This is a genomic window from Coprococcus sp. TF11-13, assembly GCF_003481085.1.
GTDB lineage: Bacteria > Bacillota > Clostridia > Lachnospirales > Lachnospiraceae > Coprococcus > Coprococcus aceti.
In genome coordinates this window covers 157,075-182,792 of record NZ_QUKK01000005.1, presented here as the reverse complement: position 1 = coordinate 182,792, position 25,718 = coordinate 157,075, and the positions used below count along the sequence as shown (strand labels likewise).

Genomic DNA, 25,718 nt, shown 5'->3' with positions numbered 1-25,718 from the left:
ATTTTAATGTTGAAATACGGAATTTTTTATTATATATTCATTTAGGCTAGTAAATATATTTACTAAACCAACCTATTTCATTTCCATGAGGGGGAAACAAAAGATGAAATATCGTACCAGACCGGCGGAACACATATGCTCTCTGGAGGAGCTTTTCACAGAGCATCTGGGGCTTAACATTCCCATTGTTCCACAGACGTCTTCATACTCCAACAAACATACTTTCAGCCAATTATTCTTTTCACAGAATCCCAATCAATATGACGATATTGACAAAATAATGTCATTTTCCGTCTTCAAAGATGCGGATATAGAACGACTTAAGAAGGATGCCGATTCAGCACAGAAACCTCTGTACTATCTCATCTATCCTGACGAGAGCTATCCTACAGGCACCAAGCTGAGTGTATTCTTTTCCAACCTGGCAAATAAGAACTTTTCCGGAAACGAGCAGCCTCTTCCTATAAGAGCTCTGCTGAATGCGATAGATTACGACAAGCTGTGCGCTCATCTTGACAATCTTATAGAAACGAGAGGCGCACTGGACTCTGATTTTATAGTTTCATTGCAGTCATATCTGAGCAACGTCCTGTCAACAGACAACCAGCTTACACATTATTGCTCTTTGTTCAAATGCACATCACCATCAGAATACCTTGCTACGATCCTTTTGTATGCGCTTTTTGATGATGTGAATTTTCCTGCATATGCATCGGAGGTTGCAATTACAAGAAATATCAAAGAGCCTAAGGTCGCACATCCCGCGATTGACTTGAACAACCCACATTTTCAGAAGCTAATGAATGATGCCAGAAGGGTTGACAAGCTACAGGCATTTGCAACATATACACTGATAGTCCTTTACTCTGTGCAGATGCTTGCAACCATCTTCTCTTCTACCTGGATCAGTTCCTATGAGGCGACAAGCACGAAGGGGACGCTGTTCAGTATTGTCATGCTGTGTGCATCCATCATTTTGACAGCTTTGAGATTTATTCCATTCTCATTGCACAAGAAGTATTCGGAGCTAAGCCTGATACTTGAACATTCCGTGCTTGATGAGAACAGTAACACCTATAGCATTACATATAATCATTTTCAGAACTGTTCGAGATCTTTTAATGATATACAACAGGGGAGACGAGTCATCATCACCTTGTTCTGTATGGTGAGTATTCTGTATATTGTTGTGTCATTTGTATTTAACAGCTTTCCTCTGCTGGTGGCTCTCGTCAGTTTATCATTTGGTGGAGTTATGCTTATCGACAGCATGGTTCATGACCATATTACCTACAAAAGGTATGATGCTTTCTTCTCCTCGGATCTGCCAGGTCATGTTCCTGCGTCCAGATTCGGAGTGGCGCGCATGTGCTCATGGGATTACGATTCCAGACTGAACTCTTTCAGACACACCAGCTACAACAAGCTCACAAACTACAGTGAGGATTGCATCCGGCATATATATGATCAGGTAGCGGATTCGTCCAAATACAGTTGGGCTACTCTCACCGCTTTCATTGTCACTCTTTCATCCATAGGTGTGATCGCCGAGATTCTTCAGCTTGTGAATCCTGACCTGGAGTATTTCAGAATGCCAAATGCTTCCATGCTCTATTCCGTCACAATGATCCTTATTTTGCTGAACGGTGTTCTTAACATACTTATACTTCTCCGTGCGAGATCCCATTATCAGAAAATGGCCGAATTCTCATTCTACGCCGGCAATCCTGACTCTGATAATTACGAGGTAGCAACGCTGTTCCGACACAACCTGTACGCCGGCAGCATATCTGAGCTTGCAATTGCCAGAGGAATATATAACTATAATTTGTGTCAATTTGAACAGGGCCTGTCCACATCGGACATCCAGCCACCTGACGACCGTTATCATCCTATGTATATCGTGAATCAGAAGCTGCATCTCATCACAGATGTTGCGCTGTGTATATTTGTCGCATACCTGAGCACGGCAGTATGGCACGCAAATAATCTCCGAAATCTGATAGGCCTGCCCATTCTTGTCGCAGTATATGCCCTGTGGACATTTGCAATGTATCCACTATTCAAATACAGAAAAATCAAAGCCAGCATCCGCAAGCTGAATGCGGAACATAAAAATAAGGAAACACGCTGAACAACTAAGCGTGTTTCCTTCTCTTTTCTATTTCTTTTCTTCTCAGAACCACCATCGCTATGACAAGAGGCGACACGAGAAATACCAATTTTGCCCATCTCATGCCAAGTGCTCCCACAACCAGACTTATTGCAAATATCCCCAGCTGATCTCCTATTCCATATGACAGTGTGGACATGGCTGACGCCCTTCCTCTGACCGATATATCTACACTTTCCATGACCATAAGATTTATCAGTTCTTCCGCAGAAAAGTAAAATCCATTCATGCAGCCCCAGAGTATTCCCAGCAACACCGATGAAACTCCATGCCCTACTCCCAGTGTAAATGCCATACCTGATATGAGGCTAAGCGCCATTCCCATCTGCACCACATATCTCCGTTCCATTTTGTCTGCAAGTATTCCTGTCAGAACATTTATAGCCAATGATGCTATGGGCTGTATGAGCAACACTGTATTCACATTGCCCTCTCCCATACCTGAGAAGGCACACAAAGGTTCATTGTAATATGTTATGCCTGCTGTCGCCATCCCCACCACGCTTATGCATATGAGAAGATTTCTGGTTGCATGATCTCTGCATATATCTTTGAATGTTTTTATAAAATGTATATGTCCATCATCTGTGCTACATTCTGTACTGTCCACAGATTTTCCCTCACTCCTGTTTGCCGATCCGCCAACACTCGGTGCAGCTTTAGAACCAGTTATATTCGGGAATCTGTACAACATAACCAGTACCATACCTATTACTCCGCCAACAATTCCAACAGCGTAAAGGATCTGCCAATTATGTCCGCCGCCATCCACGTACAATGACCTGAGCAGAGGTATACACATGGCTGCTGCCATGGACACTCCACCACAGATTCCTCTGACAGTTCCTCGATGTTTTCTATCTACCGCATCGACTATGTATATCAGATGTATGTCCAGCGAATATCCCAGTATGAGAATTCCATTGCCAAGCAGGTATATCCACAGATTGTTTGCCAGCAGGCATACTGCACTTCCAACAGCCAGAAGCGCCACATTTATGATCATCATCTTCTTCCTGCCTATGATATCCGTATATGACCTGATAAATGGCGTGAGCGCTCCGATAAGATAAAATGGCAGCATGTCTCTGCTCATATATGCAACCGCCGCTTCAGAACTCATCCCACGCGGATCCATGAGAAATGTCCTAACAGAAAGTGACTGCGTCTTACCGAACATCTCAGTGCAATAGGAATCCGCAAATTGTACAAGTATTATGAGTGCCACAGCCGAGATGGCTGCGACTGCCAAACGTCTTTTATTTGAATCTGCCGTTTTGTCATTCATCAAGTTCTAATCCCCTTCTTTAGTACATAAAAAGGGAAGCTCATCGCTTCCCTTTTTGAATAACCACTGACCATTCGCCTTGATATCACTCAAAGCGTCAACGTCTCTTACTTACTAACCTTCCTGAAGTTCTTCTTACCACGTCTCACAACAACGCCCTCGCCATCGAACTTCTCCTCTGGAATTGTAATCTGGACATCTGCGATCTTCTCGCCGTCCACAGCAACACCGCCCTGCTCTACGGCACGTCTGCCCTCGTTACGTGATGTAACAAGACCTGACTTAACGAGAACTGACACGATATCGATGGCGCCGTCCTTGAAGTCATCTGCTGTGAGTGTTACTGATGGCATGTCTGCTGCAACACCCTTGGAGAACAGTGCTCTTGCACTCTCCTGAGCCTTCACAGCCTCCTCCTCGCCGTGTACAAGCTTTGTAAGCTCGTATGCAAGGATCTCCTTTGCCTGGTTGAGCTGGCTGCCCTCCCAGCTATCCATCTTATCTATCTCCTCAAGTGGAAGGAATGTGAGCATACGGATGCACTTCAGAACATCTGCATCTGCCACATTTCTCCAGTACTGGTAGAACTCAAATGGTGATGTCTTGTTAGGATCAAGCCATACAGCACCCTTCTGTGTCTTACCCATCTTCTTGCCCTCTGAGTTGAGGAGAAGTGTGATGGTCATGGCGTATGCATCCTTGCCAAGCTTTCTTCTGATGAGCTCTGTACCACCAAGCATATTGCTCCACTGGTCATCGCCGCCGAACTGCATGTTGCAGCCGTACTTCTGGTACAGTGCGTAAAAGTCGTAACTCTGCATGATCATGTAGTTGAACTCAAGGAAACTGAGTCCCTTCTCCATACGCTGCTTGTAGCACTCTGCGCGGAGCATGTTGTTTACTGAGAAGCAGGCTCCCACATCACGGAGAACATCGACATAGTTAAGATCGAGAAGCCAATCTGCATTGTTGACAAGGAGTGCCTTGTCCTCTGAGAAGTCGATGAACTTGCTCATCTGCTTCTTGAAGCAGTCTACATTGTGCTGGATAGTCTCCTTTGTCATCATCTGTCTCATATCTGTACGGCCTGATGGATCACCGATCATGGCTGTACCTCCACCTATCAGCGCGATAGGCTTGTTGCCTGCCATCTGAAGTCTCTTCATCAGACAGAGCGCCATGAAGTGGCCTACATGCAGGCTGTCAGCAGTCGGATCAAAGCCAATATAGAATACTGCCTTACCATTATTTACTAAATCTCTAATTTCATCTTCATCTGTTGTCTGCGCTATAAGCCCTCTGGCTACAAGCTCGTCATAAATCTGCATGTCCCTCTAGACCTCCTGTATTTATTTATTCAATGTGCGGTTCACTAGCACCACACAGGCAAATATTATAACATTTTGCTATGTACTGTGGCAAGTATATACACACAATTCCCTGTATTATTTTCTTATAAATCATATTTTACACATCATTTTCTGCCGCCGATTCCTGAGCGACACCTGTATCTGCGGCACAGACCTCCTGCCATTGCTATGAGCAGGAATATGTATGGCGTTGTAAGTGACTGATTCAGATTGACAAATGCCTGAACGGCATACCCGGTTATCCCGAACAGCACAGCTATCATACCGCCCTCATCCGCAACGTACCCAAGCAGGCACTCCAAGCCAGTCCTTGAATCTCTTGCAGCCCTTGAATCTCTTGCAGCCCTTGAATCTCTCGAGGTCTTCTTCTCCTTTGATCTTCTTTCTGCGTATCGACTGCTCGTGCTTTCACTCTCATTCATCACAGCTCCTGATACCGCAGCTCTCACAAGAGCACCACCTGTAGTAACCAACAGCCCCACGTAACTCACTGCACCGAATATTCCGGTGGTTATCAGATACTGCAGATACTCATTGTGAGCATTATCATATATAACACCCACCGTATTCATCATATCGTCATAGTATCTGTCGGTCATGACCGCCTTCACCGATTCATTTCCATAGCCAAAGAGCTTCTGGGAAACACTGAAATCACCGTACGCCTCCATGAGTCTTCTCCACACGAACCCCCTGTAATTCCCCCAGGAATCCTCAAATGAAAATATACCCATGTGGTTGTGCACCGCATATATCACTGCAGCCACGATGCCTGCAAGCGATGCGCCAACCGATACAGCAAGAGCTGCCTTTCCGCGGAACTTCATAGTCCACTTTGAAGCCAGCCTTATGGCCGCCCATACAACGAGAATGACCACGGACACTATCCACACCATCCGGCTGTCCCTCACAAAGCAGCTCAGTCCGTCAAGCTCCGAATATCCACTGTCCGTCTGTCCCAGCATAATACTGATCGCCAGGACTCCGCACGCCATGACCAGGCATACATCCGCAAATTCTTTTATCTTTCCTCGGTATGACGCCCATATCCACGCAGCTATCATGGCACCGCCCACACCTGCGTATGCAAGGTTTGCATTGGATATGATCACCGCACCTGTTCCTGTGAGCACAGCGATGACTGCTGTTATCCGTATCACTATGCTCTCTTTTCCCTCCGAGCTGATATACGCCCCGGCTGCCACCGGAACCAGCACGCACAGGAAGCTTGCAAATATGTCGATATTGCCAAATGTGGATATGTATACATTTCTTATGCTCTGCATCAGTCCTTCCCTGAGTCCAAGGAAGTCATATCCCATGAACTGGCATATACCGACCACTCCCACAAACGAGCCCGAAAGCATGAATATTACCGCCACATACCGCCTTATCCTGCAATATCTCGCCATACACACATACAGGAAAAAGGCCAGCAGCACGAACTGAAGTCCGCACCTTCTGCCCTCCTCGCCTGTATATGCTGCTGCCTTATTCCCTGACATAAAGAATGCCAGAACATTTGCCAGAACAAAGCCTGTCATGAATATATCCATGGCCATTATTTTATGCAGATCAATAAAACGTCTCAGGCGTCCGATAAATCCGTTACCGTGTGCCGCCCCTTCAGAGACATCCACGTTGCCACCGGAGCTCCGCTGTCCATGCCCTGTGCTGACATTCCGTCCCAGCACATCCACCAGCACCGCCAGCACCATGAGCACCGCATATATGCACAGCGCAATATAGAACGCCCTGTACTTGGTTACTGTTATATCAAAATATTTGTCATGCATTATCAGGGGATATGCAGCCCCCATATATATAAGAAATAATGTGGTTATTCCGTTCTGAAGTTCCCGCCTGCCGTCTCCTGCAATGTTGTCTTTTCTGCCCATACGGCTATACTCCTTTTATAAAAGCGGTGACAATAATCTGAGTATCGCACCAAGTATATTCACCCTGCTTATGTTCTTTCTGCACCACGGAATATCTATCTCCTCCGACTCGGCAAATGTATCCATCATATCCTTCTTCACATCTTCTATGGCCTTGCAGTCATACAGGAGAGTTCCACACTCAAAGTGGTGATAGAAGCTCCTGTTATCCAGATTGATGGATCCCACAGATGCAAGCTTGCCATCCATGAGCAAAGTCTTTGAATGTATAAATCCAGGCGTGTACTGATATATCTTCACACCCACCAGAAGCAGCTCCTTGTAGCTGAACTGGGTCATCTTGTATATATATTTCTTGTCCGGGATGGCCGGCGTAACAATACGCACATCCACGCCCCTCTTGGCTGCCAGCTTCAGCGCCATCATGAGCTCGTTACACACGATAAGATATGGGGTAAATATATAAATGTACTCCTGTGCATCATTTATCATCTGCATGTACAGATTCTCACCCACATTCTCTCCGCTCAGAGGACTGGACTTGTACGGCTGAACATATCCGTCACTTACGCCACTATAGTCGATTTCCGCCGGTCTATAGTTGTTGTAGCTTCCCTCTGAATATCTGAAGCTGTTCCACATCTGAAGGAACATAACAGTGAAGCTCCAGGCGCCCTCGCCCTCAAGTCTCACTCCACTGTCCTTCCATTTGCCGTACTTCTCTATCTTGTTGATATACTCGTCAGCCATGTTGTAACCGCCGGTGTGAGCTATCTTGCCATCAATAACAGTGATCTTCCTGTGATCCCTGTTATTGAAGATAGTGGCAAAGAATGGAACCACCTGATTGAACGCCATACATTTGATACCGTAGGATTCAAGTTCCTTCCAGTAATACTTCGGCACATTGAACACAGATCCGATGTCATCATACATGAACCTGACATCAAGTCCCTCCGCAGCCTTGCGCTTCAATATCTCAAGTATGGTATCCCACATATAACCCTTGTCCACGATGAAATATTCCATGAATATATACTTCTCCGCACTCTCCAGGTCTCTGATGAGATCATCCATCACATCATCGCCTATGGCATAATACTTTACACTGGTATGCTTGTACAGAGGCGCCTCAGCCACATTCTCCATATAATTACATATCCTGTATGTAGGCTCCGACTTTAAATTCTCCGCTGGGACCCAGTTGTCCCCCTTGACGTTCTCATATACCTCCTGCTGGAGAACCCGCAGAAAATTCTTTCTGAGTTTTTTAGGTATCAGCACATGTCCATAGAGCACATACATGAGACCTCCCAGCACCGGGAATATGAGTATCGGCACCATCCATGCCATCTTTACCATAGGGTTAGTATCCTTTGTTATAAGATACATTACAACTATTACGCTGAGCAGCTTGAGAGCACCCGATATATAGATATATCTGTCCTGAAGAAAAACAACCCCCAGTATCATGATCGCCAACTGGACGACCACAAGAAAGCACGTTATTACCATTCTGCTTAGCAATCTGTTCAGTATCTTCTTCATATATTTCCTGCCTTTACTGAATTGATGTCACCTTATAATCCTGATCCTCTACTGTCTTCTTGAGCACGCTGTCATCAACGTCTGCCTTGAGAGTGACAACCGCTGTTCCTGTCTCATGGCTGACTACAGCCTCCTGCACCTGGTCAAGGGCCTCAAGACTCTTCTTGACTCTGGCTTCACAATGTCCACACATCATACCTTCGATCTTCATTGTCTTTGTCATAACTTTGTCCTCCTTGATTCTATATCTTTTATTTTTATCATAAATGTCTGTCAAATTCAACCTCAGCGCATTTGTAACAACACAAAAACTTGACAGGCTCATGGCAAACGCTCCGAACATAGGATTGAGCGTCCAGCCAAATATCGGGATCCACACGCCGGCGGCAAGTGGTATTCCAATTATATTATATATAAATGCCCAGAAAAGATTCTCTTTTATGTTCTTAACTGTTGCCCTGCTGAGTCTTATGGCCGCCGGAACATCTGTGAGCTCACTCTTCATGAGAACAACATCCGCAGCATCTATGGCTATATCCGTGCCTGCACCTATGGCTATTCCTATATTTGCCCTTGTGAGTGCAGGGGCATCATTTATTCCATCACCAACCATGATCACATGCCCCTTCTGCATGAGATCGCGCACAACGCTCTCCTTGCCGTCCGGACGCACGCCCGCTATTACTCTGTCCACGCCGACCTGCTCTCCTATGGCTTTTGCGGTTCTCTCATTATCACCGGTTAACATAACTACTGAAAGTCCCATTGACTGAAGCTGGCTTATGGCCTCAGCGCTGTCCTCCTTCACAGTATCCGCCACGGCTATTATTCCGAGGACTCTGTAATCTCCGTCAGCCTCCTCGGCAAAGAACATAGGTGTCTTTCCCTGCTGTGATACCTTCTCCGCACTGTCCTTCATCGTCTCAGGTACATCTGCATATCCCTTTATATAATCCATATTTCCTCCGATGATCTTTCTGCCGTTCAGACTTCCCATCAGACCGTTGCCCGCAACAGCCTTGAAATCGGATACCTCATAATTTTTATCCTTCTGTGCATCACCTGTCTGGTAATTCTCACTGTAATATCCAACCACAGCCCTTGCCAGAGGATGCTCTGACAGCTTCTCCAGAGCCGCAGCCTTCTGCATCAGCTCGTCATCACTTACTCCATCTGCCGCCAGTATATCCGTCACTACCGTCTCTCCCTTTGTGATCGTTCCGGTCTTGTCCATGACCACTATGCTGCTCTTTCCTGTCTCCTCAAGGGCGGTCGCCGTCTTGAACAATATTCCATGCTTGGCACCTATTCCATTTCCCACCATGATCGCAACAGGTGTGGCAAGCCCAAGGGCACATGGGCAGCTTATAACAAGCACTGATATTCCTCTCGCCAGCACATAACCGGCATCCTTACCCACTATTATCCACACTATCATCGTGATAAATGCTATCAGTATGACAACAGGTACAAACACTCCCGAAACCTTATCAGCAAGCTTTGCTATTGGAGCTTTGGTAGCCGCCGCATCACTTACCATATCTATTATCTTGGACAGTGCGGTATCCGCACCTACCTGTGTAGCACGACATTTCAGATAACCCGACTGGTTGATCGTCGCCGCAGACACACGGCTTCCTGCAGTTTTATCCACAGGTATACTCTCACCCGAGAGAGCTGACTCGTCCACAGCGGAATCCCCCTCAAGGACTACTCCGTCCACAGGAACGCTCTCACCCGGTCTAACGGCAAATATATCTCCAACCGCAACTTCGTCTATATCCACGGTGACCTCCTCACCATCTCTGATGAGAACGGCTGTCTTCGGGGCAAGATCCATCAGACCTTTGAGTGCGTCCGTGGTTCTTCCCTTTGAATATGCTTCAAGCGTCTTGCCGACTGTTATAAGCGCCAGTATCATGGCCGCAGATTCAAAATAAAAATCATGCATGAGCGTCATGACACGCTCACCGTCACCTGCTGTCTGCGCCGCTGTCATGGCATAGAGCACGTACACGCTGTATATGAATGAGGCACCTGAGCCCATGGCAACAAGTGTATCCATATTAGGCGAGCCGTGTATAGCTCCCTTAAATCCACTCACAAAGAATCTCTGATTTATCACCATCACAATTATGGTTAGCAGCATCTGCGTGAGTCCCATCGCCACATGATTGCCGTCAAAGAAGCTTGGCAGCGGCCAGTTCCACATCATATGTCCCATTGATATATACATGAGGGGAATAAGAATTATAACTGATGCCACCAGTCTCTTCTTCATTTTTCCAAATTCTTTGTCCGCCTCACTCTCACCGGAACCGCTGCTCTTCCCACCTGAATGTGAAGTATTTCCACCAGCGGATCTTCCACCCGCCAGACTCGCACCGTATCCTGCCTTCTCAACTGCAGCCACTATAGTTCCGCTGTCGGCTGTTCCATCCACCATCATGGAGTTGGTCAGGAGATTCACCTGACACGAGGTAACTCCCTCAACATTGGATACGGCCTTCTCGACTCTTGCACTGCATGCACTGCATGTCATTCCTGTCACATTGTACTTGTCCATATATTTCACCTTCCTTTATCAAGCATCAGTCAGTTCGTAACCGCACTTGCCAATAACTGACATATCTATTTCATAAGTCTGGTAACCGTATTTACCAGATCCTCTATAGTATCATCCTTGCCATTTCTTATATCATCTGCAACACAGGTCCTGATATGTTCGGCAAGGAGCTGTCTGTTGAAGCTGTTGAGTGCCGCATTGATCGCCGACACTTGGAGCACAATGTCTGTGCAATAGGCATCATTTTCCAGCATACTCTTCACGCCTCTTATCTGCCCCTCTATCCTGTTCAGTCTGTTGAGAAGCTTCTTATACTCCTCGTCTGTCCTTGTCCTCACCCTGGCTTCCACATCGCTTATCTCTCCGCCATGATGACAGCAGCATTTCTTCTGTTCTTCCATATATCTTTCCTCCATCCTTATTGAACTCCAGCCATGCAAAATTTGCCTTCGGCAAATGGCTGGAGCTACATGTCAAGTTTTCATAGAAAACTTGACAATTCTCTTTTCATCCACGGATTATATACCCCCTAGGGGTATGTGTCAACAATAAAAAATCCTCATAGACCAATATTTATACCACTTTATCAGTCTATGAGGTTTTTTCTCCTTTAACCTATATGTCTGAGTTTTATTTACTCTGTTGTATCCTGATCGCCCATGTCGATATCAGCATCTCCGATATCAATCGCATTTGCGCTTGACTCATCACTGCTGTCTGCATCGTCAGTATCAGTTATATCAGTCTCATCAATGAGGCTGTCGTCACTTATATCAAAATCTGAATCACTGTCAATAACAGAATCAACTACAGATGAATCATATGTCTGCTGGTTCAGGACATCCTTAAGATCTATCATATCTCCTGTGGTAGCATCTAACATGATGAGCTGTATTGGATAATCCTTATCGAGGCTTCCATCCTCCATCTTGTCGCACTGTGCAAATACCCATACAGGGCTGTATGTGTACTTATCTCCATCCTTGAGCTTGTAGTATGTAAGTCTTACATCGTTGAACTCAATGGTGCTGTACTGTGTCTTGTTGTCTGTGTAATACTTATTTACAGCCTCCGGAAGCTTCTTGAGTGCATCATCCCAGCTTATAAGATCAACGTTGTCCTTCTTGTCTCCTGTTGCTCTGAAGGAATCAAGGCAATATGCTGAGATAAGTCCATTGTCATCAATACCGAGCTGGAATGTCTCATCCATGGTGTCATAATATACTGAGTCATCCCCTGTCGAAAGGGAATCAAGGCCGTATACATTAGGTGTATATGGAGCCACACCGTCCACAGAACGCTTGTATGTTACCATATAACCATTCTTCTCTGCTGCAACTGTGTTGTATGATGCATCGCTGTAATCCCACAGCAGATCAAAATTACTTGTCTCTATAACATCTGAGATTCCACATGATGCAAGGAAATCTGTTCCCTTCTGCTCAGCATCTGCCGCACTGATAGAAGCTGTGTTTGCGGAAGCCTCCTCGTCAGAATATTCACTGCTGTAGCAGTATACACTTGTTGCGCCATCCTTAGGTCTGTACTGTATAAGCTGATCCGATGGATAGTAATCCAGTGAGAATCCACCGCCTGTGGACATGTCATCGCCACTTCCATAGAATGTTACAATGAACTCGTTGTCCCCTACAGATCCGACGAATGTGTCTCCACTGTAATCTCCGGCACCCTCTCTCGTATCAGACGCTGTCTTGAGCTGATCCTTGAGGGTCTTCATGTAATCCTCATAATAGCTCTTGTCATCATCCGATGTTGCCTGATCCATCATAGCCTGAAGTGAATCTATCTCTCTCTGTACATCCTCCTTGTATGGCTTATCCCAGTTATATACATATACACCGGCGCTCACGTCAAATATATTCTCGCACACACGCTTCTTATAGTCATTGTCTACATTGTTACGCTCATAGTAAAGCACTGACATCTTATCTGTGTCAGGCACCTCTATCTCTGTGGCATTTATGGATACATCTGTGAGACCTGTATCTGCATTGATACCCTCAAGCTTGCCATTGTATGACTCCGGTACGTCGAGTCTTGATGCCAGCTTACCGCCGCCACCGCCGTTCTCGTCGTCTCCCATGTTGTAATCCACCTTCTTCTTGCCACATCCTGTGAGCGCAGTTCCTGCCACAAGTGATGTCACCAAAAGCAGCGCCGCCGCTTTTTTGTAACCCGCTTTTCTCATATAAAATACCAACCTTTCCTTACTTAATTGAAGTAATTATAATATATTTTCCCCGCTGACACAACACCATCTGCTATCACTCTTTTGTGATGATGACCTTGCCGTCAACAACCTGAACCTTGACCTTATTGCTGTCGATTCCGGCAGCAGCCAGCATATCAGGGCTTATCTGTACACGATTTGCCTTATCGAGTATCGAGAACTCCTCATGTGAATCATCAGATGAGAAGCCATCTGTCGTCAGCTCGTTCATTCTGTCCTTGTAAGATTCCTTCATGATCTTCTCTGTGCTAATCTTGCCGTCCGCAATCATAACCACACGTCCCACCTTATTTGCAAGACTTATATCATGTGTAACTATGATTATCGTTATCCCGAGCTCTTCGTTCAGCTTTCTGAACAGATCCTGTATCATGTTGGATGTCTTGCTGTCCACGGCTCCCGTCGGCTCATCCGCAAGAAGTATCTTCGGATTATTTGCCAGGGCTATGGCTATGGCAACTCTCTGCTGCTCACCACCTGACATCTGAGATGGATATGAATTTATCTTGTCCTCAAGTCCCACTCTGCAGAGCAGATCATGGGCTCTTGCATACTTGTCTTCCTTGTTGCTCTTGTCGAAGTACATAGGTACCTGAACATTCTCTATGGCTGTCATATATGGCAAAAGGTTTCTGGAGTTTTTCTGCCACACAAATCCTACAGTGTGCTTTCTGTACTCCACAAGCTCCTTATCCGTCATCGCAAACAGATCCTTGCCGTCGACATACAGCTTTCCGGCCGTAGGTCTCTCAAGTCCTCCGATCATATTGAGGAGTGTGGACTTTCCTGATCCCGACTTTCCGATGACCGCCATGAGCTCGCCGTATTTGATGTTGAGCTCCAGCCCCTGAAGAGCCATGACCTCCACATCGTCAGTCTTGTATATCTTGACAAGGCTGTCACACTCTATGATATTCTCCTCCGAGCCAAGGCGCTCCCCGCCGGATTCTTTATCTGTGCCATCCTCACGGCCCTCTTCCACGGCTTTCCCGCTGTCAGTGCCCTCGTCTTCCTGAAGATCCATGCCGTACACGAACTCCTGCGCCTCCTGGCCATCCGTGTTCTCTATGTCCTGTGTCTCCACATCCGGTGCTATAGTTTCAGGCTCCACAGCATCGTTCTTCTTTTTTCTGAATAAATGCTTATCGCTCAACTATCTCACCATCCTCTATCTCATATACTACATCACCGAGCTCCATAAGCTTCGGATCATGTGTCGTCATGACTATCGTTATTCCTTCCTTGTACACCAGCTCCTGGAACAGCTTCATCACCGCAAGTCCCGAAGCCGTATCAAGGGCTCCTGTAGGCTCATCCGCAAATATTACCTTTGGCTTATGAGCCACCGCTCTGGCTATGGCAACTCTCTGCTGCTCACCACCTGACATCTGATTCGGAAAATGCGTCATTCTGGATGACAGACCCACCAGATCGAGCACTTCTTTTATACGGGCATCCCTGTTGCCCTCATATTCCGCAAGTCTGAGTCCGAAATCGACGTTCTCATATGCACTCATAATCGGGATCAGGGCAACCGACTGGAATACAAATCCTATATTGTATCTTCTCAGCTTCTCCTTTTCCTTCTCGTTCATCTCGCTGTACACGTGGCCGCCGACTATCACTTCGCCCTCAGTAGGCTCATCCAGCGCGCTCAGGATATTGAGCAGTGTCGTCTTACCCGATCCTGAACGACCTTTGAGTATAGTGAGCTTTCCAGCCGGGACTGTTATATCTATTCCCTTGAGTGCATAGAAATCTTCTCCGCTTCCAAGTCTGAAACAGCGTTTGATTCCATGTGCCTCTATCATAATTTCATCCATAGATTAATCCTCCCCCAGCTTTAATGCCTGTGTTATATTCATCTTCTTCAATATAGTTCTTATGACTACGAAACATACAACAAACATAAATACAACAACCGCTGTGAGCTTTATGATGTCGTAAGGATCCACAGCTATCGATATCGCTATGTTGTGTGATTCCGGCAGATAAACCACGGCAACCAGCTTGACGAAAAGCGCCGTAGCCGCAGCACCAACTCCGTATCCCGCCAGACTGGCAAGTACCGAGCTGAATATCTGCTCATTTATGAGCATCTTGTTGATCTCACGCATGCTCATACCCATAGCTCTGTAGATACCAAACAGAAGTTCTCTCTGTTTGATGGATGTTATCCAGTATATCAGGAATCCCACCGTACAAAGTATGATCGCTATGATAAATGACAGTGAGAACAGACCATTTGTTATGAGCACCAGAGGTGACTCCTGCATCTCTGACACATCCTTATCCACACTCTCATACTGCACTATATTGACATCCTCATCACTGAGTGCCTGAAGTACATCCTTGTAGTCCACACCATCCTTGAGATGCATCCATACCTGGTATGGTGTCTGACTGAATGCACCAACAACATATGCATAGTTGGCAACTACGAGGTATCTCTCCACCTCCTGCATCTCTCCCTCGGAATCCTTCTCATACACATACTGTTGGAATCCCGGGAATGCATCCACTATGGCACATACCGTTCCGCTAGGAGATGCGATCTCCTCCTTCTCCTTGCTTGCAATAGGACTGTATCTCGCATAGTTTATGGAATCTCCAACCTTTATATTGTACTTCTTTGCAAGGTTTGATGAAATGATGACTCCATTCGACACTGTTGCAAGATCATTCAGGTAATTGTACCAGTGCTCCTTGTTGAGTCCGCTCTGCAGTCTGGCCGTCTCACCGAACTCCTTGGTGTTGATACCCATGAGTACGCTGCCCGCCAACTCCTCGCCGCCCGCTTTTATGACGGTATTGTCGTCGTATATGACTCTTGTCACCTTGTCGCACAGGCTGTCCTCGAGCTTTGTAAATCTCTCAAAATCCTGCTCTGTGTAATACCAGTGGGTCTTCTTGTCTTTGTCTATGTATGTTCCTCTGGTCCACTGCTCCTGTACCACAAGATCCGTTCCCAGATTGTAATCTATTCGCTGTGTCTTGTTCTTATTTATGGTTCTTGCCATGTTCGAGTTGAACATACCCATGGCTATTGTCATTACAAGGAACACCGATATGAATCCCTGCTTCTTGACCGTACGTGTGATCTGCAGGAATGATGCGTACACAGCCGGTGACCATCTCTTTCTTCCGATCCTGTATATCAGTCTTATCAGGTATTTGATGAGTCTGAGCACCAGAAGTCCCACTGCAAATATAAAGAGTGAGGAGTTCAGGAAGATGACCGGATCAGGTCTTGAACCCGCAAGTATATCGAGTGCTATCGTCGATTTCTGCTTGTTGTAATTGTACAGGAGGTATATTGAAAGTGCCACAAGGATGACGTCCACAAAGAACTTCTCCCAGAATGGCTTGTAATTTACCTTTCCTGTTCTGCTCTTCTGCTCTACTATGGAGTTCTTGGCGTATTTGAACACCGGAAGTGTCACAAATAATATAGCTATAACAGCGGCAGCCAGACTGTATACTATCATCCACGGATCTACTCCATAGAAATGTGTATCCTTAAATCCAAACTGCAGGAACGAATCCGTGCTTGCTGCAAGCTTACACAGAAGATATCCTATAGGGATTCCTATCACTATGGCTATCGCCGACAGTATTGCCGACTGTCCAAGGTATATTCCGAGAACCTGCTTCGTGCTGGTACCACGGCTCTTGAGCATGGCGATCTCTCCATCCTCCATCTCAAGTATCTGACTTGATACCATGTAAATGAATGCCAGAAGCAGAACCAGTATTGGGAGCTCCAGAACCCATATGATTATACCGATGGTTCTTGCATCGCCTTTATAATCTATGAGCACACTGCTGAAATTCTGCTCAAAATATTTATCTGACTTCTCAAATGACTGGAGATAATACAGCGTGTCCATGGCATTCTTGTGTGTTATCTGTGAGTAGTCAAGCATGACGTGATCCACGTAGTATATTGTGAGGAAGCCGTACTTGCCTATCATGTCGTTGAAGTCATCCTTCTTCACATATACCTCGCTGTCGAGATCTGCAAGCTGGTCATACCAGAAGCTGTCTGAGTAATCCTTCTCCTCAAATACACCTACGATCTGATACTTCATAGGATTGCCCTGTGTGTCAACGGCATCGCTGAGTCCGGTATCTATGCTGAATACCTCTCCAACGACAAGGCCGTATTTGTCAAGGTTTCTCTGTGAGATGATACACGGATACACACCATCCTCTGTCTTGGCATCCTCGAGTGACGTTCCATATGTTATGTTCACATGATCCTCTATCTGTGGCATATATGTCATGTTGAAGCTGGTCCTGTGATTCAGGTTGCTCTGGGTGTAGCCCGCCTGAAGTGACAGGCTGGTCTGCTTCTGCAGAGCATCTATCTCCATGTAGTAGTTCCACATGTCCTCATATTTGCCGATCCTGCCAAGTACTGCATCGGCATCGGCATAATCGTCTACTGCGCATGAGCCTGATCTGCCGATAGTTGCCGGATACTTGTTCTGCTCTACCATCGCCGCGTCAAACTTGGACGACATGAGCATATCCAGCGCTCCGTTTTTGAACATTGGGTTGCACGATGCAACAGCCACCAGCAATATGATTCCAAGCAGGAGACATGCATTTAACCACTTCTTGTTCAATAATTTATGTGATAAAAATTTAAACATTATATCTCCTCTCTGCTACTCTGCTGTTGTCGCATCTCCGTCAGATGAATCCGATCCGCCATCCGACTGGCTGTCTGCGCCTGACTTTGAATTATCGGAACCATCTGATGAACTCGATGAGCCACCGGTGGATGTTGCTCCTGATTCCTTAGCTATGACATCGCCCTCTGAAAGACCTGACAGTATAACCGTCTTGGTCTTGTCTGCCTCGCCGAGAGTGACATACTGCTTTATGATCTCATCATCCTTGATGAGCCATACATAGTCATACTCATTTGAATTGTTCTTGCTCGTCTCATGATAGATCATGTTGTTAGGTATCATGACCACGTTCTCATAGGACTTTGTCGGGTAGCTGACCTGATATGACTTCGGCTTCTTGTAAAAGCTTGCATCATCAACCTTTATATAATACTTCAGTTCATCACTGCCTGAACACTTGGTTACGTGAACCCCGCCCTCTGAATCAGTACTGATATATGACTTGGAGCTGTCTCCGGTGCTTCCGACACACACTCCGCTTATCTTCTTACCGCTGTTGTTCTTATTTGATATTGAAACCTTCTGGTTTACAGCAAGTTTTCCCTCTGATATGGATATCGCCAGGATCACATTGTCGTTGCTTCCGACTGTGAGTACATTTGCACCTTCCTTGACAGCCACATCAGTCTTCGCGCCAACCGAGAGGACTGTTCCCGCCTGGTCAGCGTAGACAGTTATCTTTCCGCTTCCATCATTGTTCTTGTTGAGCTTTTCTCTCTGTGCGTTTAAGCTCTTGATGGTTGCATTGTGTGTATATATCCTAAGATCCTTGTTGTATGTAACAACATTTCTCTGGCACACGAGCTGCTCCGCCATGTAGAGAGTGTTCTCTGCATCCGTCGGCGTTGCCACCTTACCCTTCTGGTATCTCGTGATCTCATTTGTAAGCTCATTTATCTGATCATCAAAATCCTTGAGATCCGAACTGTAAGTCTGGTTCTCCTCGCTGATCTGGTTATCTATATCCTTGACCGCCGCTGTTCCGCCGCCACTGTCAATGACAAACAGCACATCCCCCTTCTTAACCTTCTGGCCCTTCTTGACGTTGAGTGACGTGAAACGTCCATCGCATGGTGCAGTGTAGCTGACACTGTTGAGGTCCTCCACCGAGAACGAATCGCTCTTCACCGTTGCTGTCTTCGTATATGAATCGAGTGCCACCGTGTATTCTGTGTAATCACTAGGCATGACCGCATCTGAAGCGTAGTAGACAAGATCGCCTTCCTTGAGTCCGCTGACTACCTCTGTGTAGTTATTGTCGCTGGCACCGGTCTCTATATCCCTGCGCTCCTTCTCACTGGAATCTGTCTTGACATATACAAATTTCTGGTTGTTCTCCTCGTATATGGAATCATTTCCCACTGTGAGTACGTCCTTTGCATCGGATGTACTGAAATACAGTGACACCGTGTTGCCCACGCTGAGGATCTTATCTGCATCCTTCACACCCTTGAGCTTAAATCTTGTGTATGGAAGGCTTGACTTGCTCTGTGCCACAGCTATCTCCTGATTGGTGTAGTTGTATGGCACTATGTCATACTGCTTTCCATTTATCACAGTGTACATGTTCTTATACATGCTGTATGTATTCTTCTTGAAGCTCTCACCGGTTATCTCTATATATGGATCACTGTAATCTGAAACCACGACCACGTTCTCACCGCCGCCGACAGTATTCTCACTGCCGCTTATCTTCTTGGCGTATGTTACCGTGCCCGGACGGTCTGCCTTGAGCGTTCCGCTCTGCTTGACCTTGTCCTCATCCTCGTCCTGCTGTGTGAGCTTTTTCTGCTCATACTCATATAAAAGATTATCGTACCTGTTGTTCTCCTCATTTATGGCTTTTTCTGTTCTGGCCTCTGCAGCGCCCTTTGAATCACCGATCTCTTCGCACGCCTTTATCTTCCAGTCCAGCTCAGCCTGATTCTGCTCATATATCTTCTGCTTGATCTCATGTGAATACTTCTTCACATCCTGGGAATCAGCTCCCGAGCTGTCGTCCCCATCCATCGATGTTGAAGAATCATCCACTATTGAGCCTGAATCTGTACCACTGCCATCGTCTCCCGATGCTGTGGATGCATTGCTGTCGGTCTCTGCAAGAACCGTGTCCTTCTTGACCTCATCGCCCACATTCACATACACCTTTGACAGAGTCACAGATGTGTCATAGTAATAACAATAGTCAGTTGGGACTATCGTTCCGGTCTTGATGACCTTTTTGCCTATATCTCCATATGTAACCGGTCTGTATGCCTCGTTTGTACTTACAGGTTCAACGAGCTCAGGAACCTTCTCGCTGTTCTCCTTGCCACAGCCCGCCATTCCTCCTGCCATGACAAATGACATTACAAGGCATGCTATTCTGGCGGTCATATTCTTTTTTGTCCGTGTGCTGCCTTTATGCATAATATTCTGTCTCATCAATTTATCACCACCTGCTCTCCGGCCTTCAGTCCTGATTTGATAACTGTATAATCATCCACCGTATCTCCAACGGTAACTTCTACCGCATTCCTGTATCCGTCCTCATTTACAGTGTACACATACTTCTTCTCATCCGAGCCGTCAAACACAGCCTTTTTATTCACATATACAACGTTCTTTACAACCGGCTTATCTATGACCATCTTGAGGGTATCCGCTTCGGTCACTCCGGTCATATCACTGACAGGCTGAAATGTAAGTTTCTGCATCTCCTCTCCGGTGGCAGAGCTTGTATACTTCTCACACTTCGTGAGCTTCAGTGTAAATGTTGCCTCCTGAAAATCAGCATCGTAGGTCTGCCCCTCCTTGAATTCGTATGAATCCGCAGTCTCTGATACATAATCAGACGAACCCGAATCCACCGTTATGAGCGTATCACCCGCTGTGACATATCCATACTGCAGATCTGAGTTGACATAAGTCACTGTTCCGTCCTTGTCTGCAATGACCTGATAGTCCTTCATTCTCTCGTTCTGCTCTTTGATGTATGTATCCGCCAGATCCATATCCTCCTTCGCCGCGGATATGTCACTGGAGTAATCCTGGCTGCTGTCTATGCTCGCCAGCCTGTTGTAATGGTCTATAAGAAGCTGATCCCGCTCCTTCTGATCCGTATACTGATCTATGGTCTTCTGGATATCCTTGGCCTCAAACTGGATCATCACATCGCCTTTGGCCACCTTATCGCCCTCTTTTACCTTGACCTCCTGAACCTTGTAGTCAGACTGCTGTATCGAATAATCTTTGCTGCTGTAACCATCAGGCTTGAGCTCCAATGTCAATGAGGACTGGATATCTCCGCTCTTAACCTGATCCGTATTGAATTCCACCTTGCTATACGGCTCTATATTTATTCTGGAACTTCCTGTCTGTCCACCGGTACTGCCTCCGCAGCCAACCAGCGACACGGACATCAGACCGGCAATCGCTGCCGCCAGAACCTTCTTATTGAATATCGCTTTTGACACGCTATATTCCTCCTGTTTTTATGAATATATTTGATTCTACCCCCTGTCAGCCCATATATCAAGGAAATCTCCCGGGAGTTAATATTAGTTAAAAAAAAGAGAAAGCTTATGTTTTAAGCTTTCTCTCGAAATAAAAAATGCGGGAGATGGGACTTGAACCCACACGCCGTTTCCAGCACTAGATCCTTAGTCTAGCCTGTCTGCCAATTCCAGCACTCCCGCATATTCTATATGTAATTGATAACCGCCCATTCTCTCACATCCGAAATTCCATAGGACTTTCAAAATAAAAATGCGGGAGATGGGACTTGAACCCACACGCCGTTTCCAGCACTAGATCCTTAGTCTAGCCTGTCTGCCAATTCCAGCACTCCCGCATATTTATGTGATGTCGACTTCTGTGCTCGTCACCAACGAATAAGATAATACCATCTATCGAATACAAAGTCAACAACTTTTTTCAGATTTTTATCATATTAGTGAGCTTTCTGTCCACATCCTTCATAAGGTACTCCTTGAACGCTGTGTAATACTCATGTGTGAACTGTGTATACAGAAACTTATTCCAAAGATTACTGCAGTATGTACTGTCAAAATCATAATATGAATCAGTATATACCAGACCATTGCTGAACCTGGTCACATCCAGATACGGTTCCTTTCCTGCATAGTTAAGTCTCATAACGAGGTTCTTCTGCTCACTACAGCAAGCAAAAGTCTCAAGAAACATCTTCATCTGATCCTTTGTTATTCTCTCTACGAACATATGTGCCTCCTACTCTGTGTCTTTACTCTCATTGGTCATCCCCTTAACCTCTATAATTATAGCATACGCCTCCGAATTATAAAACCTTTTCGCGCAACAAAAGAACCGGATGTGTAAGTTTATACCACATCCGGTTCTTTTTACTTATATATAGAAGATTCTATATTCTATATTATGATAACTGTGCCTTTGCAACCTCAACAAGCTTTGCAAATCCCTCAGCATCGCTGATAGCCATCTCTGAGAGCATCTTTCTGTTGATGTCAACACCTGCCAGCTTAAGACCATGCATAAGCTTGCTGTATGAGATATCGTTCATTCTTGCTGCTGCGTTGATACGAGCGATCCAGAGCTGTCTGAACTGTCTCTTTCTCTGCTTTCTGCCAGCGTATGAAGATGTAAGTGCTCTCATAACTGACTGCTTTGCTACTCTATACTGCTTGCTTCTTGCTCCTCTGTAGCCCTTTGCAAGCTTTAATACCTTATTGTGCTTCTGCTTTGCGTTCATTCCGCCTTTAACTCTTGCCATTGGTTTTCTTCCTCCTGATCTATTAGATATAAGGTAATATCTTCTTCATTACCTTCTCGTTTGTTGCGTCTGTCATTGTAGCCTTTCTAAGATTTCTCTTTCTCTTAGTGGTCTTCTTTGTTAAGATATGACTCTTATAAGCTTTAGATCTCTTTAAACCGCCGTTAGCTGTTTTCTTGAAACGCTTAGCTGCTGCTCTTTTTGTCTTTAATTTAGCCATTTTACTTACTTCCTCCTTGAATTATATGTCTATAATAATTTAACGCTTTTGTGTTAAAAACATTATCATGCTTCTTCCTTCAAACTTAGCAGGCTTATCGATAACTGCTATCTCTGCAAGCTTCTCAGCAAAGTTGTCAAGAATAACCTTTGACTGCTCTACATGCGCAAGCTCTCTTCCCCTGAATCGCAGTGTAACCTTAACCTTATCGCCATGCTCAAGGAATTTTCTTGCCTGATTGATCTTGGTATTAAGGTCATTCGCATCGATGTTCGGTGAAAGTCTGACTTCCTTGACTTCCATGGTCTTCTGCTTCTTCTTGGCCTCTTTCTCTTTTCTGGCCTGCTCATAACGATACTTACCATAGTCAACTATCTTGCACACCGGTGGCTGTGCCTTAGGTGCTATCTTCACAAGATCAAGTCCTGCATCCTGAGCCATCTTGTATGCATCCCTGGATGACATTATTCCAACAAGCTGACCATCTTCTCCGATGAGTCGTACCTCTCTGTCTCTAATCTGTTCGTTGATCATTAAATCGCTAATGACTCTCTACCTCCACACTTTTAAAATTCAATTCTCTGACATAAGAAAAGTGGATAGAACCATCTATCCACTTTCTTAATACAAAGCATATTCAAACTCAGGAAAACCCTGTAAATCTTCTAAGCTAAATATTAACCCGAGTCATGTCAGACCATGCTGAGGTGAGAGTGGATACTCTGCTTCTATGTTCACTGTTTCACACAGCAATGGTAGAATACCACATCGCCAGCCGTGTGTCAACTGTTATTTTTCTTTTGTCGATATGCCTCTGTGCTGCCTTTATATCACTCATTATCGCCGTGGGATTCAACCGGGATGAACACCCTGTCATTGTCCTCTTCCTTCACCGGCTTCTGACTCTCCTGCGCAAGCTTCACAAAATACATCTGTGAATCAAGCTTTGCCTTGCCCCTGAGATCCTGCTTCGCATATGAGCCGTCAGGCTGCATGATGTGAGCCTTGAGTGTATCCTCAAGCTGTATCTTAAGGATATTCTTTATCTTCTTCTTAAGCTCCGGATCCTCTACAGGGAACGTTATCTCAACTCGCTTGTCCAGATTTCTAGGCATCCAGTCCGCACTTCCCATGTATATATCCTCAAATCCGTCATTATAGAAATAGAATATTCTCGAGTGCTCAAGATAATTTCCAACTATGGATCTTACTGATATATTATCTGAAAGTCCCGGAACTCCTGCCTTGATACAGCATATTCCCCTGACGATGAGTTCGATCTTTACGCCTGCCTTTGAGGCATCGTAGAGCGCATTCATGATCACCGGATCACAGAGACTGTTCATCTTGGCGACTATCCTTGCCTTTTTGCCCTGTCTCGCATTCTCTGCCTCACGGCCTATCAGCATGAGGAATTTGTCCTTCAGCCAGATCGGGGCAACTGCAAGCTTGTTCCACTTCTTCGGCTCTGAATATCCTGACAGCATGTTGAACACCGCCGTCGCGTCCTCTCCTATGGCATCGCTGCAGGTGAGAAGTCCCATGTCAGTGTAAAGCTTTGCGGTCTGATCATTGTAATTTCCTGTTCCCAGATGCACATATCTTCTGATTCCGTCCTCCTCGCGTCTGACAACCAGTGCGATCTTGGAATGTGTCTTAAGACCCACAAGGCCATAGATAACATGACAGCCCGCCTGCTCCAGCTTCTTGGCCCACGCTATATTGTTCTCCTCGTCAAATCTTGCCTTGAGCTCGACGAGAACAGTTACCTGCTTGCCATTTTCGGCAGCCTGTGCAAGTGCCGCGATGATAGGTGAATTGCCGCTGACACGGTAAAGTGTCTGCTTGATTGCCAGGACATCAGGATCATTTGCCGCCTGTTTTATGAACTCAATGACCGGAGTGAACTCATAATATGGATGGAACAGAAGGATGTCTCCCTTCTTTATCCTGTCAAATATATGGCTGTAATCGCCCATTCCAGGTACAGGCTGCGGTTTGTACTTAGGATACTTCAGATGGTCAAAACCATCTATGCCGTTCACCTTCATGAGGAATGTGAGATCCAGAGGTCCGTTGATCTTGTATACGACCTCGTCATCGACTCCGAGATGCTTCTTGAGCTCCTTAAGGAGCTTCTTGTCCATGGCCTCGTCCACCTCAAGTCTTATGACCTCGCCCCACTGTCTCTGCTTGAGCTGCTTCTCGATCTCCTTCAGCAGATCTGCGGTCTCCTCCTCATCTATGGAGAAGTCTGCATTTCTCATGATACGGTATGGATATGCACACACTATGTCGTAGTTCAGGAACAGCTTGTCAAGGTTCTTCTCGATAACCTCCTCCAGAAGAATTATCTCGGTAACGCCCTTCTCCTCAGAAGGAAGTCTCACGATCCTTGGAAGTACAGATGGAACCTGAACGGTCGCTATATCCGTCACGTCCTTTTTCTTATCGTATATGAGTGCACCTATATTCAGTGATTTATTGCGCACCAGCGGGAATGGTCTGGACGAGTCCACCGCCATAGGTGTGAGTACCGGGTATACATCCTTCTCAAAGTATTTGTCCACGTACTTTGCCTGCTTTGGAGTGAGATCCTCATGGTGTCTCACAAGCTTCAATCCGTTCTGGGCAAGCTGAGGGATGAGGGATCTGTTCAGTGTCTGATACTGGTTCTTCATGAACTCTTTGGTGCTGGCATGGAGTGCGTCAAGCTGCTCCCGCGCCGTCATTCCGGCTATATCCTTCTTGGTGTATCCGGCATGCACCATATCCGTGAGTGATGCTATTCTTACCATGAAGAACTCATCCAGATTGGATGCCGTTATACTCAGGAACTTTATTCTCTCAAACAGAGGAATGGTCCTGTCCTTCGCCTCTGACAGACATCTCTTGTCAAATTCAAGCCAACTGAGCTCTCTGTTATAAAATATCGGATTCTTATCTGCCATCCT

Annotated in this window: 18 protein-coding genes and 2 tRNA genes; 1 reads left to right on the top strand and 19 read right to left on the bottom strand. The window is 45.8% G+C overall.

Annotated features, from left to right (window positions below):
• Positions 1–103: 103 nt before the first annotated feature.
• Complete coding sequence (locus tag DXD11_RS09980; RefSeq protein ID WP_118758309.1) at positions 104–2,134, top strand: hypothetical protein; 2,031 nt, start codon at positions 104–106, stop codon at positions 2,132–2,134.
• Positions 2,135–2,138: 4 nt separating this feature from the next.
• On the opposite strand, the gene DXD11_RS09975 is transcribed toward DXD11_RS09980, so the two are convergent.
• The 19 genes from DXD11_RS09975 to DXD11_RS09885 all read right to left on the bottom strand — a co-directional run bounded on the left by DXD11_RS09975 (position 2,139) and on the right by DXD11_RS09885 (position 25,715).
• Positions 2,139–3,461 (bottom strand): MFS transporter, encoded by a 1,323-nt coding sequence (locus DXD11_RS09975; protein ID WP_118758308.1) that lies wholly within the window; start codon positions 3,459–3,461, stop codon positions 2,139–2,141.
• 107 nt (positions 3,462–3,568) lie between these two features.
• Positions 3,569–4,789, bottom strand: coding sequence for a tyrosine--tRNA ligase (gene tyrS, locus DXD11_RS09970; protein ID WP_022216244.1), 1,221 nt, complete (start codon positions 4,787–4,789; stop codon positions 3,569–3,571).
• Positions 4,790–4,935: 146 nt separating this feature from the next.
• Positions 4,936–6,729 carry an O-antigen ligase family protein gene (locus tag DXD11_RS09965; protein ID WP_118758307.1) on the bottom strand — a complete coding sequence of 598 codons (1,794 nt, stop codon included), beginning with the start codon at positions 6,727–6,729 and terminating at the stop codon, positions 4,936–4,938.
• A gap of 15 nt (positions 6,730–6,744) precedes the next feature.
• Positions 6,745–8,277: a cardiolipin synthase gene (gene cls, locus DXD11_RS09960; protein WP_118758306.1), complete on the bottom strand. Its 1,533-nt coding sequence runs from the start codon at positions 8,275–8,277 to the stop codon at positions 6,745–6,747.
• Positions 8,278–8,290: 13 nt separating this feature from the next.
• On the bottom strand, positions 8,291–10,843 hold the full coding sequence (locus tag DXD11_RS09955) for a heavy metal translocating P-type ATPase (RefSeq protein ID WP_118758305.1): 2,553 nt from the start codon (positions 10,841–10,843) through the stop codon (positions 8,291–8,293).
• Positions 10,844–10,908: 65 nt separating this feature from the next.
• A complete protein-coding gene (locus tag DXD11_RS09950) occupies positions 10,909–11,244 on the bottom strand; it encodes a metal-sensing transcriptional repressor (protein WP_022216248.1) in 336 nt (111 codons plus the stop codon).
• 233 nt (positions 11,245–11,477) lie between these two features.
• Positions 11,478–13,052, bottom strand: coding sequence for a hypothetical protein (locus tag DXD11_RS09945; RefSeq protein WP_118758304.1), 1,575 nt, complete (start codon positions 13,050–13,052; stop codon positions 11,478–11,480).
• 76 nt (positions 13,053–13,128) lie between these two features.
• A complete protein-coding gene (locus DXD11_RS09940) occupies positions 13,129–14,247 on the bottom strand; it encodes an ABC transporter ATP-binding protein (RefSeq protein WP_330426632.1) in 1,119 nt (372 codons plus the stop codon).
• The gene (locus tag DXD11_RS09935) at positions 14,237–14,917 is read right to left on the bottom strand and encodes an ABC transporter ATP-binding protein (RefSeq protein ID WP_015533878.1); all 681 of its coding nucleotides are present in this window, start codon (positions 14,915–14,917) and stop codon (positions 14,237–14,239) included. The genes DXD11_RS09940 and DXD11_RS09935 overlap by 11 nt, the downstream gene beginning before the upstream one ends.
• A gap of 3 nt (positions 14,918–14,920) precedes the next feature.
• Entirely contained in the window at positions 14,921–17,752 is a 2,832-nt protein-coding gene (locus DXD11_RS09930; RefSeq protein ID WP_117549223.1) for an ABC transporter permease, read from the bottom strand.
• 15 nt (positions 17,753–17,767) lie between these two features.
• Positions 17,768–20,218: a biotin/lipoyl-binding protein gene (locus DXD11_RS09925; RefSeq protein WP_117549225.1), complete on the bottom strand. Its 2,451-nt coding sequence runs from the start codon at positions 20,216–20,218 to the stop codon at positions 17,768–17,770.
• Complete coding sequence (locus tag DXD11_RS09920; RefSeq protein WP_118758303.1) at positions 20,218–21,249, bottom strand: efflux RND transporter periplasmic adaptor subunit; 1,032 nt, start codon at positions 21,247–21,249, stop codon at positions 20,218–20,220. The genes DXD11_RS09925 and DXD11_RS09920 overlap by 1 nt, the downstream gene beginning before the upstream one ends.
• Positions 21,250–21,387: 138 nt before the next feature.
• Positions 21,388–21,471, bottom strand: a tRNA-Leu gene (locus tag DXD11_RS09915).
• Positions 21,472–21,542: 71 nt separating this feature from the next.
• Positions 21,543–21,626 (bottom strand) — tRNA-Leu (locus DXD11_RS09910).
• Positions 21,627–21,709: 83 nt separating this feature from the next.
• Positions 21,710–22,015 carry a hypothetical protein gene (locus tag DXD11_RS09905; protein ID WP_015533881.1) on the bottom strand — a complete coding sequence of 102 codons (306 nt, stop codon included), beginning with the start codon at positions 22,013–22,015 and terminating at the stop codon, positions 21,710–21,712.
• A gap of 172 nt (positions 22,016–22,187) precedes the next feature.
• Complete coding sequence (rplT, locus tag DXD11_RS09900; protein WP_004849136.1) at positions 22,188–22,544, bottom strand: 50S ribosomal protein L20; 357 nt, start codon at positions 22,542–22,544, stop codon at positions 22,188–22,190.
• A gap of 22 nt (positions 22,545–22,566) precedes the next feature.
• The gene (gene rpmI / locus DXD11_RS09895) at positions 22,567–22,764 is read right to left on the bottom strand and encodes a 50S ribosomal protein L35 (protein ID WP_004849138.1); all 198 of its coding nucleotides are present in this window, start codon (positions 22,762–22,764) and stop codon (positions 22,567–22,569) included.
• Positions 22,765–22,803: 39 nt separating this feature from the next.
• The gene (gene infC / locus DXD11_RS09890) at positions 22,804–23,298 is read right to left on the bottom strand and encodes a translation initiation factor IF-3 (protein ID WP_015533882.1); all 495 of its coding nucleotides are present in this window, start codon (positions 23,296–23,298) and stop codon (positions 22,804–22,806) included.
• 296 nt (positions 23,299–23,594) lie between these two features.
• Positions 23,595–25,715: an RNA degradosome polyphosphate kinase gene (locus DXD11_RS09885; protein WP_015533883.1), complete on the bottom strand. Its 2,121-nt coding sequence runs from the start codon at positions 25,713–25,715 to the stop codon at positions 23,595–23,597.
• Between the last annotated feature and the right edge of the window lie 3 nt (positions 25,716–25,718).